The organism is Bosea sp. PAMC 26642 (assembly GCF_001562255.1).
Taxonomy (GTDB): domain Bacteria; phylum Pseudomonadota; class Alphaproteobacteria; order Rhizobiales; family Beijerinckiaceae; genus Allobosea.
Genome location: NZ_CP014301.1, coordinates 2,195,012 through 2,207,512 on the forward strand (window position 1 = coordinate 2,195,012; position 12,501 = coordinate 2,207,512).

Annotated in this window: 12 protein-coding genes; 2 read left to right on the forward strand and 10 right to left on the reverse strand. The window is 66.9% G+C overall.

Annotated elements, in window-relative coordinates; genetic code table 11:
* A complete protein-coding gene (locus tag AXW83_RS10385; RefSeq protein ID WP_066613024.1) occupies positions 1 to 1,134 on the reverse strand; it encodes an FtsW/RodA/SpoVE family cell cycle protein in 1,134 nt (377 codons plus the stop codon).
* A gap of 155 nt (positions 1,135 to 1,289) precedes the next feature.
* Between AXW83_RS10385 and AXW83_RS10390 the strand changes: the two genes are divergently transcribed.
* Positions 1,290 to 1,700 (forward strand): hypothetical protein, encoded by a 411-nt coding sequence (locus AXW83_RS10390; protein ID WP_066620294.1) that lies wholly within the window; start codon positions 1,290 to 1,292, stop codon positions 1,698 to 1,700.
* Positions 1,701 to 1,752: 52 nt separating this feature from the next.
* Here the strand turns inward: AXW83_RS10390 and murD are convergent, their stop codons facing one another.
* The 9 genes from murD to AXW83_RS10435 all read right to left on the reverse strand — a co-directional run bounded on the left by murD (position 1,753) and on the right by AXW83_RS10435 (position 11,847).
* On the reverse strand, positions 1,753 to 3,183 hold the full coding sequence (murD, locus tag AXW83_RS10395; protein WP_066613028.1) for a UDP-N-acetylmuramoyl-L-alanine--D-glutamate ligase: 1,431 nt from the start codon (positions 3,181 to 3,183) through the stop codon (positions 1,753 to 1,755).
* Positions 3,183 to 4,265, reverse strand: a complete 1,083-nt coding sequence (mraY, locus tag AXW83_RS10400) for a phospho-N-acetylmuramoyl-pentapeptide-transferase (protein WP_066613031.1) — start codon at positions 4,263 to 4,265, stop codon at positions 3,183 to 3,185. Before mraY ends, murD begins: the two co-directional genes overlap by 1 nt.
* Before the next feature lie 17 nt (positions 4,266 to 4,282).
* The gene (locus AXW83_RS10405) at positions 4,283 to 5,710 is read right to left on the reverse strand and encodes a UDP-N-acetylmuramoylalanyl-D-glutamyl-2,6-diaminopimelate--D-alanyl-D-alanine ligase (RefSeq protein WP_066613034.1); all 1,428 of its coding nucleotides are present in this window, start codon (positions 5,708 to 5,710) and stop codon (positions 4,283 to 4,285) included.
* Positions 5,707 to 7,152, reverse strand: a complete 1,446-nt coding sequence (locus tag AXW83_RS10410; protein ID WP_066613037.1) for a UDP-N-acetylmuramoyl-L-alanyl-D-glutamate--2,6-diaminopimelate ligase — start codon at positions 7,150 to 7,152, stop codon at positions 5,707 to 5,709. Before AXW83_RS10410 ends, AXW83_RS10405 begins: the two co-directional genes overlap by 4 nt.
* A gap of 187 nt (positions 7,153 to 7,339) precedes the next feature.
* Positions 7,340 to 9,118, reverse strand: a complete 1,779-nt coding sequence (locus tag AXW83_RS10415) for a peptidoglycan D,D-transpeptidase FtsI family protein (RefSeq protein WP_066613040.1) — start codon at positions 9,116 to 9,118, stop codon at positions 7,340 to 7,342.
* On the reverse strand, positions 9,115 to 9,504 hold the full coding sequence (ftsL, locus tag AXW83_RS10420) for a cell division protein FtsL (RefSeq protein ID WP_066613044.1): 390 nt from the start codon (positions 9,502 to 9,504) through the stop codon (positions 9,115 to 9,117). The genes AXW83_RS10415 and ftsL overlap by 4 nt, the downstream gene beginning before the upstream one ends.
* Before the next feature lie 2 nt (positions 9,505 to 9,506).
* A complete protein-coding gene (gene rsmH, locus AXW83_RS10425; RefSeq protein WP_066613047.1) occupies positions 9,507 to 10,547 on the reverse strand; it encodes a 16S rRNA (cytosine(1402)-N(4))-methyltransferase RsmH in 1,041 nt (346 codons plus the stop codon).
* Positions 10,544 to 11,029, reverse strand: a complete 486-nt coding sequence (locus AXW83_RS27775) for a division/cell wall cluster transcriptional repressor MraZ (RefSeq protein ID WP_066613050.1) — start codon at positions 11,027 to 11,029, stop codon at positions 10,544 to 10,546. Before AXW83_RS27775 ends, rsmH begins: the two co-directional genes overlap by 4 nt.
* A 353-nt stretch (positions 11,030 to 11,382) precedes the next feature.
* Positions 11,383 to 11,847 (reverse strand): MarR family winged helix-turn-helix transcriptional regulator, encoded by a 465-nt coding sequence (locus AXW83_RS10435; RefSeq protein ID WP_066620297.1) that lies wholly within the window; start codon positions 11,845 to 11,847, stop codon positions 11,383 to 11,385.
* Positions 11,848 to 12,036: 189 nt separating this feature from the next.
* Between AXW83_RS10435 and AXW83_RS10440 the strand changes: the two genes are divergently transcribed.
* Positions 12,037 to 12,459, forward strand: coding sequence for an organic hydroperoxide resistance protein (locus AXW83_RS10440; protein ID WP_066613053.1), 423 nt, complete (start codon positions 12,037 to 12,039; stop codon positions 12,457 to 12,459).
* The last annotated feature ends 42 nt before the right edge of the window (positions 12,460 to 12,501 follow it).

Below are 12,501 nucleotides of genomic sequence, written 5' to 3' on the forward strand. Positions count from 1 at the left end.
TCAGCGCCCGTAATCGCCGAAGCTCTCGGCGCGCGGTCGCTTGCGCGTCAGCGCCAGCAGGAAACCGGTGCCGATCGCCAGCGAGATCAATGACGAGCCGCCATAGGATATGAACGGCAGCGTCATGCCCTTGGCCGGCATCATGTGCAGGTTGACCATCATGTTGATCGCCGCCTGCACGCCGAAGAGCAGCGCGAGCCCCGTCACCGCGAGGCGCACGAACGGATCCTCGGCCTTCTGCGCGACGAACAGCGAGCGCAGCACGATCAGCGCAAACAGCGCCACCAGGATGATGCAGACGACGATGCCGAATTCCTCCGCCGTGACGGCGAAGATGAAGTCGGTATGCGCATCGGGCAGGATGCGCTTGACCGTGCCCTCGCCCGGCCCTTTCCCGAGCCAGCCACCCTGCGTGAAGCTCTCCAGTGCCGTGTCGATCTGGAAGGTGTCGCCCGAGCCCTTGTCCATGAAGCGCTCGATGCGGGCGCGGACATGCGGCACGAGCTGATAGGCGACCAGGATGCCGACCGCGCCGACCCCGCCCAGGCCCATGACCCAGAACCAGTGCAGCCCGGCGACGAAGAACAGCCCGCACCAGACCAGGCTGATCAGCACCGTCTGGCCGAAATCCGGCTGCAGGATCAGCGGGGTGATCGTCATCGGCAGCAGCAGGAAGGCCAGAATCGTTCCCGGCAGCTCGGGCTTGCGGCCGCCCTCCGAGAAGGCCCACGCGGCGATGACGACGAAAGCAGGCTTGATGAATTCCGAGGGCTGGACGGAGCCGAGCGGCCCCAGCGTCAGCCAGCGCCGCGCGCCCTTGACCTCGACGCCGAGATAGAGCGTCGCGACCACCATCGCCAGCGAGACAAAGAAGATCACGAGCGCGGCTCGGCGGACCTGACGCGGCGTCATGAACGAGACGCTGAGGAAGATCGCCAGCGCCGCCAGCAGATAGACCGCCTGCCGGTTGACGAAATGGAAGGTGCTGAGGCCCAGCCGCTCGGCGACGGGCGGCCCGCCGGCCATCAATAAAACGACGCCAGACACCATCAACGCGACCAGCGTCGACAGGATGACGCGGTCGATCGACCACCACCAGCGGCCGCTGAGAGAAGGTTCGGCGCGCGAGACCATGCTTCGTTTCCTATCGAGCACTGGCGCGGCGAGACGCGCCTCAATGACGAATCACTCTGTCAACAAAGGGTTAACGGAATGATTCCATGTGCTGGCAAGATGCGGGCGGATATCATGGCGAACACCGCATTCGTTGCGAGACGCAGGAGGACAGCATGACCTTCGCGATCAAGGCCGAGATCGGCGAGCCGCAAGCGAGCACATTCGCGTTCATGGCTCAAAAGACGATGTACGGCGGCAAGCATATCGCCAGAGGCGATACGGTTTTCGTGTTCGCGAGCGAAAACGAAGGCGGCCAGGGTCTTGTTGCGCGCGGCATAGTCGCGTCCGCCGAAGCGATCGAGAAAACGCCCGGCATCGCACGGCAGACGCCGCGAGTAAGTCTGACCATCGAGCATATCGCACGTGCGAAGCAGAGGCTGGGGAGGCGCGAACTCAAACAGTTCACCGACTGGAACGACGGTCGGCCGGAGACCGAACTCAATTTCAAGTTCTACCGTCAAGCCACGAACAAGATCGTCGCACTCACGGACGAATCAGCGTCGTTCCTAAATGAATTCTTTTAGCGCCATCGCTTGCCTCGCTGTAGCGACGGCGCCGATCGCACAGATCGCAGCCCTACCCCGCCCCAAACCCCACAAACCCCGGCAACCCTGTCACCAGCCCCCTGAACGCCTCTCCCCTCACCTCGAAATTCGGGAACTGGTCGAAGGAGGCGCAGGCTGGCGAGAGCAGCACCGCGATCTCGCCCTCCCCACCATGCATCTGCGCGTCGCGCGTCGCCGCGGCCACTGCGACATCGAGCGTGCCGGAGCGCTCATAGGCGACGCCGCCGGCCTCATCGAAGGTGGCGGCGAACGCGTCAGAAGCCGCGCCGATCAGGTAGGCCTTGGCGATGTTGGGGAAATAGCGGGTCAGGCTCTCGATGCCGCCTTCCTTCGCCTTGCCGCCCAGGATCCAGAAGATGTCGCGGAAGGAGGTCAGCGCCTTCTCGGTCGAGTCGGCGTTGGTCGCCTTGGAATCGTTGATGAAGACGACCCGGCCGATGCGGCCGATCTCCTCCATGCGGTGCGCCAGCCCGGGATAGCTCTTGAAGCCGGCCGCGATCTCCTCGGCCGTCAGGCCGAGCGCAAAACAGGCGGCGAAGGCCGCTGCCGCGTTCTGGGCGTTGTGCGAACCGCGCAGGGAGCCGATGCCGGCGAGGTTCGCCACGACCTTCGGCCTGCCGGCCCTCACCTGCACGATGCGGGTGTCGAGCGTGCCGGCGTTGGCCGTGATCCCAGCGAAGACGCCCTCGTCGAGTGGCTGCTCGCCGCTGATCTTCACCAGCAGCCGCCCCGTCGCCGCGCGCCGCCGCGCCATCTGCTTGGAGGGCTCGTCGTCGACCCCGATCACGGCGATGTCGGCGCCGGCAACCAGCCGCTCCTTGATCGCGCCGTAATGCTCGAACGTCCCGTGACGGTCGAGATGATCCGGCGTCAGGTTCATCTGGATGCCGACGCTGGGCGCCATCGAAGGCGCGAGGTCGATCTGGTAGCTGGAGCATTCGACAACGTGGATGCGGTTTGCTGCCGGCGGCGCCAGCGCCAACACGGCGGTCCCGATATTGCCGCCCATCTGCACGTCGCGCCCGGCGCTGCGCAGGACATGGGCGATCAGTGCCGTCGTCGTCGACTTGCCGTTGGTGCCGGTGATGCAGACGACCGGCGCGGCAGGCGCGATTTTCGCCCGTTCGCGGAAGAACAATTCGATGTCGCCGATGATTTCGATGCCGACGGCCTTCGCCTTGCCGACCGTCCAGTGCGGCTGCGGATGGGTCAGCGGCACGCCGGGCGCCAGCACCAGAACCGCAAAGCCGCTCCAGTCGGCCTGTGCGAGATCGACAACGGCGATTCCCTCGCCCGCCGCCTTGTCGCGGCTCGCCTGGTTGTCGTCCCAGGCTGCGACCTCGGCTCCGCCGGCCACCAGCGCGCGCGCGGTCGCGAGCCCCGAGCCGCCGAGCCCGAACAGCGCGACACGCCGTCCGGCGAAAACCGTGACCGGTGTCATCAGCGCAGCTTGAGGGTCGAGAGGCCGACCAGCGCCAGCACCACCGAAATGATCCAGAACCGGATCACGACCTGAGGCTCCGTCCAGCCAAGCTTTTCGAAATGATGGTGGATAGGCGCCATCAGGAAGACCCGTTTGCCAGTGCGCTTGAACACGGCGACCTGGATGATCACCGAGAGCGCCTCCAGCACGAACAGCCCGCCGACGATGCCGAGCACGATCTCGTGCTTGGTCGCCACCGCAATGACGCCGAGCAGGCCGCCCAGGCCAAGCGAGCCGGTATCGCCCATGAAGATCTGGGCCGGAGGCGCGTTGAACCAGAGGAAGCCGAGGCCCGCCCCGATGATCGCGCCGCAGATCACCGAGAGTTCGCCGGCGCCGGGCACGTGGTGGATCTGCAGGTAGTTGGCAAAGATCGCGTTGCCCGTGAGGTAGGAGATGAAGCCGAAGGTCGCCGCCGCGATCATCACCGGCACGATGGCGAGCCCGTCGAGCCCGTCGGTGAGGTTCACCGCATTGCCGGCGCCCACCACCACGAAGGCCGTGACAACCGGAAACAGGATGCCGAGCGGCACGACGAGTTCCTTGACGAACGGCATCGCGAAGCCCGACGAGATCGCGGGAGGCCCGAGCCGCATGATCAGGCTGCAGGCGATCAGCGCGATAACGACCTCGATCAGGATGCGCGCCGTGCCAGAAAAACCCTTGTGAGACTGCTTCGTCACCTTGAGGAAGTCGTCATAGAAGCCGATCGCGGCATAGCTCGCGGCGACCCAGAGCACGATCCAGACATAAGGATTGCGCAGATTGCCCCAGAGCAAGGTCGCAGCGAACAGGCCCGACAGGATCATCAGCCCGCCCATGGTCGGCGTGCCGCGCTTGGCGAGATGGCTTTCGGGGCCGTCGGTGCGGATCGGCTGGCCCTTGCCCTGCTTGAGTCGCAGCCATGAGATCGCCGCCGGCCCGAAAAAGAACACGAACAGCAGCGCCGTGGCGGTAGCCCCGCCGGCACGGAAGGTGATGTAGCGGAACACGTTCAGGATCGGGAACGTGCCCGAGAAATCGGCCAGCCAGACGAGCATTTTTGCGTCTCTCGTTCTCAGTCGTCGGCTGGAACGGCCGGGAAGCGCGCCACGACCGCCTTGACGATCGGTCCCATGCGCGAACCGAGCGATCCCTTGACCGTGACGACGTCGCCGGCCCGGACCGCATCCAGCACGAGGGGCTCCAGCCCGCTCGCCTGGCCGGCATAAGCGCCCCTGAGGGCAGATGGCAAGCTATCGTAGAGCCCGCGCATCAGCGGTCCGCAGGCAAAAACCTTGTCGATGCCGTTCTCGACGACGACTCTGGCGAGATCCTTGTGCAGTTGCGGCGCGCTCGGACCGAGTTCGAGCATGTCGCCCAGCACCGCGACACGACGCCCCCGCCCCGCGACCGGCATCCGGCCGAGATTCTCGATCGCGGCCCGCATCGAGGCCGGATTGCCGTTGTAGCTTTCGTCGATCAGCGTGAAGGCCCCGCTTGGCCCGTGCAGGGTCTGGTGCGCGCCGCGCCCCGCCGGCGGCTTGAGATCGCCGAGCGATAGCGCGGCCAAGGCGAGGTCCGCCCCCGTCGCCGTCACGGCCGCGAGAACCGCGAGCGAGTTCAACACGATGTGCTTGCCGGGGCTGCCCAGCCGGTAGGTCACGGGCTGGCCGAGGACGACCGCATCGACCGTCGAGACGTCGGGCCTGAGCGCGCATGAGATCAGACGAACGTCGGCATGCGCGCTCTCGCCGAAGCTGATGATGCGCCCGGCCGGGCTCGCCTCCGCGATCTCGCGCAGTAGCGCTGCCTGCGGGATGTCGGCATTGACGATCGCTGTGCCTCCCGGCTTCAGCGCCTTGAAGATCGAACCTTTTTCCTCGGCGATGCCCTCGATCGAGTCGAAAGCGGCCAGATGCACCGGCTGCACCGTGGTAACGACCGCGACGTCCGGCGTGACGAGCTTCGCCAGCGGCAGGATTTCGCCGGGATTGCTCATCCCGATCTCGTAGACCGCATATGCCACGGAGCTTGGAGTCCGACATAACGTCAGCGGGACGCCCCAATGGTTGTTGTAGGAGGCGACCGGCGCATGAGTCTGCCCCTGCCGCGACAGCACGAGCCTGAGCGCCTCCTTGGTGCCGGTCTTGCCGACCGAGCCCGTGACGGCGACCACGCGGGCGTTCAATTCGGCGCGGCGGGCCATGCCGGCCTGCTCCATCGCCTTCAGCACGTCGGGCACGACCGCGCAGGCGCCGGTGCCCGCAAACTGCGCCTCATGCGCCTCGTCGATCACGGCGAGCGCCGCACCTTTCGCCAGAGCCCCGGCGACGAACTCATGCCCGTCCCGCGCCTCGCCGGTGATGGCGAAAAAGGCGTCGCCCGGCTCCAGCGTGCGGGTGTCGATCGAGATGCCGGTCACGGCAGGCGGCACTGCGCCGGCAGCTCTGGCGCCCATCGCCGCAACCAGGGCTTCTCCGCTCCACAGGGGCGCGCTAATCATGCGATCTCCGCAATTGCCGTCCGCACCACGTCCTGGTCGGAGAACGGCAAGGTCCGATCGCCGATGATCTGGCCGGTTTCATGGCCCTTGCCGGCCACGACCAGAAGATCGCCCGGCTTGAGATCCCGCACCGCGAACTGGATCGCTTCCGCCCGCCCGCTGATTTCCGTGAGCCGGGGCGATGCGGCAAGGATTTCGGCCCGGATCGCCGCCGCATCCTCGGTGCGGGGATTGTCGTCGGTGACGATCGCGACATCCGCGAGTTGCGCCGCGATTGCGCCCATCACCGGCCGCTTGCCGCGATCGCGATCGCCGCCACAGCCGAAGACGCAGATCAGCCGACCCGTCGCATAGGGCCGCAGCGTGAGAAGCACGGCCTCCAGCGCATCGGGCTTGTGCGCAAAATCGACGACGGCGAGCCCGCCATTGACCGAGCCGATGCGCTCGAGCCGCCCCGACACGCCGGTCAGGCCGGCAAGCGCCTCGATGGCCGCAGCAGGCTCCGCTCCCGTCGCGATGGCGAGCCCCGCGGCGACGAGCGCGTTGCCGGCCATGAAGTCGCCGACCAGCGGCAGTGTGACGGAGATGTCGCGGCCATCCGCGCGCACCAGCAGCCGCTGCGAGAATCCGTCCCGCTCGACGTCGAGCAGGGTCAGCGTCTCGCCCTGCCGCCCCACCCCGATGATCGGATGGCCGGCCGCGGCGGCGGCGGCCTCGGCGGCATATGCGCCGTCGCGATTGATCACGATCGGGGCGCCGGCCGGCAGAAGCTCCCAGAGCCGCAGCTTGGCGGCGAGATAATCCTCGACCGTCGGATGGTAGTCGAGATGGTCGCGGCCGAGATTGAGGTAGGCGCCGGCAGCGAGCCGCACCCCGTCGAGCCGGCGCTGGTCGAGCCCGTGCGAGGACGCCTCCATCGCCAGATGCGTGACGCCCTCGCTCGCCAGCGTGTCGAGCGAAGCATGCAGCGAGAGCGGATCGGGCGTCGTCAGCGAGCCGTATTTGGCGCCCTTCGACGTCACGATCCCGACCGTCCCGACGCTTGCCGCCTCATGGCCGAGCGCCTGGAAGATCTGGCGCGCGAAATCGGCGACCGAAGATTTGCCGCTCGTCCCCGTGACAGCAACGATGGTGCCGGGCTGGCGCGGATGGACGACGGCCGCAGCCAGCGACAGCGCCAGGCGCGGATCATTGACCTGCGCGAAGGCGACAGCCGGGTCGAGATCGCTCGGCCGCGGCTGGCCGGAGACGACGGCGATTGCCCCCTTCGCCACCGCGTCCGCAATGAAGCGCCCGCCATCGGCCTTGGAGCCGGCGAGCGCGACGAAGACCTGGCCGGGCACAACCTTGCGGCTGTCGAAGGCGACGCCGGAGGCGGCGCGGTCGGCCTCGCCGGGCGAAAACGCCTCGGGAAAGAGATGGCCAATGTGGAAGGAGGGCATGATCACGTCTCGATTCGGCTGGAAACGACCATCTCAGCCCTCATCCTGAGGAGCAAGGCGAAGCCTTGCGTCTCGAAGGATGCTCCAGTTCGCTAGCTGGCATTTTCTGAAGCATCCTTCGAGACGCGATCCTTCGGATCGCTCCTCAGGATGAGGGCTCAAGAGGAAGAACCGCCGCAAGCCGCTCTTACCGCGTCCCCCAGGCCCCGAGCCGCGCCATCAGCGGGAACGGCGCGACCGGTGGCTCGAAGCGCGGTGCCAGGCCCAGGATCGGCGCGACGCGCTCGATCACCTTGCCTGTGGTGATGCCGGCGTTCCAGGCGGCCGTCGAGTAGCCGCCGCTCTCGGCGTAGCCCTTCGGCTCGTCGTAGATCACGAGGAAAAGGTATTTTGGCTTGTCGGACGGTGCGATCGCCGTGAAGGTCGTGAAATTGCGGTTCTTGGCGTAGCGGCCGTTGATGACCTTTTCGGCGGTGCCGGTCTTGCCGCCGACGAAATAGCCGGCGACGTCGGCCTTGCGGGCCGAGCCCTTCTCGCCGTTGAGCCGCATGATGAAGCGCATCGCTTCCGAGGTCTCGGGCTTGATCACCCGGATGCCACCCTTTTTCGCGTCCTCCTCGGAACGCTTCAGGAAGGTCGGGGTGATCAGCGTTCCGCCATTGACCAGCGCACCGACGGCCGCCATCGCCTGGATCGGCGCAACCGCGAGGCCGTGCCCGAAGGCGATGGTGGCGGTGTTGATTTCGCCCCAGCGGCCCGGCACGATCGGCGCGGCGCTCTCGGGCAGTTCGGTCTGCATCCGGTCAAGCTGCATCATCTTGCGCAGGAAGGCCTTGTGGCCCTCCACGCCGACCGACAGCGCCATCTTGATCGAACCCATGTTCGACGAGTGCAGGAAGACCTCCGGCACCGTCAGGGTGCGGCCCGTGCCGTGATATTCCTTGATGACCTGCCGGCCGAACCGCATCATGCCGCCGGCGGTCGAATAGCTCGAATTGATGTTGGCCTTGCCGGAATCGAGCGCCATCGCGATCGTCAGCGCCTTGAAGGTCGAGCCCATCTCGTAGACGCCGACGCTCATCCGGTTGATCCGATCCTTCTCCTGCGCATCGACCGGATTGCTCGGATCGTAATCGGGCAGCGAAGCCAGCGCCAGCACCTCGCCGGTGTTGACGTCCAGGATCGCGCCCGCCGCTGCGATCGCCTTGAACCGCTCCATCCCCTTCGACAGTTCATCGCGCAGTGCGTGCTGGACGCGCAGGTCGATCGAGAGCTGGACCGGCTTGAGGTCGGAGGCCTGCGTCGCGAGCCCGGCGCCGTTGAGATCCTGCAGCCCCTGCGAGTCGATGTACTTTTCCATGCCGGCGATGCCGACATTGTCGACATTGGCGAAGCCCAGCACATGGGCGGCGGCCGTGCCGTTGGGATAGACGCGCTTGTTCTCCGGAACGAAGCCGACGCCGGGGATGCCGAGCCGGTGGACCTCGGCCTGCTGGCGCGGCGTGATCTCGCGCTTGACCCAGACGAAGCCCTTCTTGGTGCCGAGCTTGTCGCGCAGGTCCTTGGCGTCGAGTTCGGGCAGGACGGCGGTGAGGAGTTCAGTCGCCTCGTCCTTGTCGAGGATCTTGCGCGGCTCGGCGAAGACCGAGACGGTGCGGATATCGGTCGCCATGACGTTGCCGGCGCGGTCCACGATATCGGGCCGCGCTGCCGAGATCGCCGTCGAGGTGGCGCGGCGCAGGCCGACCTGTTCGTTGGGCACCGTCGCCAGCATGACGAGCCGGCCGGTGATGGCAGAGAACAGCAAAGCGAAGCCGAGGATCACCAGGCCGACGCGCGGCTGGCTCTTCTCGCCGCTCATCCGGAAGACGTCGCGCAGAAAGGCGAGGCGCCGCGGGCGGGACGGCATTTCGATTGCGGATGCGGTTACGTCGGGCGATGCGCCGCCGGGGGTGTTACGGCTCATGGGCGGCCTCCAGGCGTGGTCGGGCCGCTGGCCTTGCGGTCCCGCGGCGTCTCGGTCGGCAGGCCGAGGCCCAGATCCTCGAGCTTGCGGCCGATCGCATCGACCTTGGGGCCGCGATTGGGGATGTCGGAGGCACGCACGACCTGCGTCACCGAGAAGGGCTGCAGGTCGAGATGGCGGTCGGCCAGCGTCTGCAGCCGGTCGGGCCGGCTGAGGAACTGCCATTCGGCCTTCAGCACCGCGATGGCGTCGCGCTCGCGCTGGGCCTTGCTGCGCAGTTTCTGCAGCTGCTCGGCCTCGAGCGTCGTCTCGTATTTGATCGTGTAGGCATAGAGCGCCGAGGAGACCAGCGCGCCGATGGCAACCACATGCAGCAGCTTGATCACGCTCAGGGCCTCCGCCGGGGTTGGGGATCGGGCACGTCCGCGAGCGCCGTCAAAGCGGCTTCGGCGGCGCGGGCAGGCACCTCCGTCCGCTGAGCGGCGCGCAGCTTCGCCGAGCGGGCACGCGGGTTGGCCCGCATCTCGGCTTCCGAGGGCGCGACAGGCCCCCGGCTGACGAGGCTGAACGTCGGTTCCGCCACGCTGACGACCGGCGCGTGGCGCGAGCCGGCGGGCGCACGACCCGAGCGGGTCGACATGAACTGCTTGACGATGCGGTCCTCCAGCGAATGGAAGGTCACCACCACCAGCCGGCCGCCGGGCTTCAACACGGTCTCGGCCGCGTGAAGAGCCCGCACCAGTTCGCCGAGTTCGTCGTTGACCGCGATGCGCAGCGCCTGGAACGTCCGCGTCGCCGGATGCGCGCCGCCGGGCTCACCGCGAACGATGCTCGCCACCAGATCGGCCAGTTGCTTCGTCGTCGTCAGCGGCTCCTTGCGCCGGGCCTCGATGATCGCCCGGGCCACCGCACGCGAGCGCCGCTCCTCGCCATAGTGATAGATGATGTTGGCGAGCAGGCCTTCCTCGGCCTCGTTGACGAGATCAGCCGCGCTCTGGCCCTCGCGGGCCATGCGCATGTCGAGCGGCCCGTCGAAGCGGAAGGAGAAGCCGCGCTGCGCCTCGTCGATCTGCATGGAGGACACGCCGATATCGAGCACGACGCCGTCGAGCGGCGCCATCTGGAAACGTTGCGCCTCTTCGGCGAGCTCGCCGAAGCGGGCCTGCGCCAGCGTCAGGCGACCATCCATGGCAGCGACTATATCGGCGCCGCCGGTGATCGCGGTCGGATCGCGGTCGAGCGCGAGCAGAGTGATGTCGGATGCGCTGTCGAGGATGGCGCGCGCATAGCCGCCGGCCCCGAAGGTGCCGTCGAGATAGCGCCCGCCTGCCTTGGGCGCGAGCGCTTGCAGCACCTCGGCCAGCAGCACGGGGACGTGCCGCGCATCGGGATCGACCGCCGCCTCGTCCCGCCGCACCCGCCCCTTCATGAGGTCGCCGTCCCGGCAGGCGGCACGGAAAGCGGCTGCGAGCCGAGCACGCGCTTGACGTCGCGCAACCGCGTCCGTGCGGTCTCCAGATGCGCCTGGAAGCGCTCCGGATCCCAGATCTGGAATTTGTGGCCGAGCCCGACGAAGGTCACCGCCTCGCCGATGCCGGCATGTGTTCTCAGCGCCTCGCTCAGCATGATGCGGCCCTCTGGGTCGACCTTGAGCACCTCCGAGGCGCCGTTCAGCGCCGTCGAGAGCAGTTCCCATTCGTCCGAGAAGGGCGAGAAGCGCGCCAGGATGTCGTCGATCGTCGCGCGCAGAGCATGGCCGCCGGCATCCAATGCCGGCAGGTCGATGGCGCGATGGACATAGAGCCCCTCGTAGCCGTCCTTGGCCAGGATCGCACGAAAGCTTGCAGGGATCGAGACGCGGCCCTTGGCGTCGAGCCGGTTGGTGAAGTTCGAGACGAAGCGGTCCGTCAACGCCGCCTCCCGGCCTGCTCTTCACACTCCCGTCGCACCGCGGAGCAGGCGGAGTCGAAGCCTCCCGTCGAAGCAGGCAAAGCGAAAGCATCGGCCGAAATCCGCGCGGCACACGGACCCTGGTCTGACGATCGCCTGCCGGCTTCGACGGGATAATTTGGGATAGCATGGGCCTATATGGGCGTCAATGGAATCGGACGCGCCAAGCGGTTGGCGCAAGCTCGCCGCAGCATCACAACCCGTTAAGGTTAAGTATCCGTAAGCGCGGGTGATTTGCCGCCCGTGCGAGCACGGAGCGTTGCCTCAGTCGTTGCGGGTCACGCGATTTGCGCGAAAATATTTTCCGACTTGGCTCAAGTCGGCCCGGCCGCCTTCAGCAGCGCGTCGCGCAAGGCGAGCAGATCCGTCAGCAGCCGCGCATTCTGCTGCGACGACTGGCCGATGGCGCAGCCGATGGCGTCGGGAACGCAGCGCCCCTTCTCCCGCAGCGCGGCGCCTTCCGCCGTCAGATGCAGCCGGACCCGCCGCTCATCCTCGCGGCTGCGCTCGCGCCGGATCAGCCCGGCTGCCTCCAGGCGCTTCAGCAGCGGCGTCAGCGTGCCCGAATCGAGCATCAGCCGCTCGCCCATCGCTTTCACGGTGAGACCGTCACATTCCCACAGCACGAGCATGACCAGATATTGCGGATAGGTCAGGCCGAGATCGGCCAGCACGGACCGATAGACGCGGTTGAAGGCATGGCTCGCCTGGTAGATCGCGAAGCACAGTTGCCCGTCGAGCTTGAGCGCGTCCGGCTCGGAACCTGTCGCTGTCGACATCGCATCCCCTGCATTCGCGCTGATCAAGCTGGACCGCCCAGCCCTACCCGAGTCGCATCTCGATCAACTCCGCGTGAAATCGACTTTGATCGTTGACAATTCAATTGTGCACGATCTAATCTCTTCGTGCAAGTGAACGATCGGAGTTCGCGGACGATGCGTCCGCGACGGACTGCAAGGAGTTCAACGATGAAAATTCTCTACACCGCGCATGGTTCCGCCACCGGCGGCCGCGAAGGCAAGGCCGCGACCGACACCGGCAACATCAGCGTCGTCCTGAACACCCCGAAGGAGCTCGGCGGCGGCGGCGGCGAGGGCACCAACCCCGAGCAGCTGTTCTCGATGGGCTATTCCGCCTGCTTCCTCGGCGCGCTGAAGTTTGTCGCCGGCAAGGAAAAGGTGACGATCCCCGATGACGCCAAGGTCAGCGCCGATGTCGGCATCGGCCCGCGTGACGATGGCGGCGGCTTCGGACTCGAAGTGAAGCTCACAATCTCGGTGCCGGGCGTCGACAAGGCCGTCGTCGAGGACCTCGTCCAGAAGGCTCACATCGTCTGCCCGTATTCGAACGCGACGAGGGGCAACATCCCGGTCGATCTGCAGGTCGCGTGATCGTCTGCTGATCCAAACGCAGGGCGTCATCCCGGACAAGCG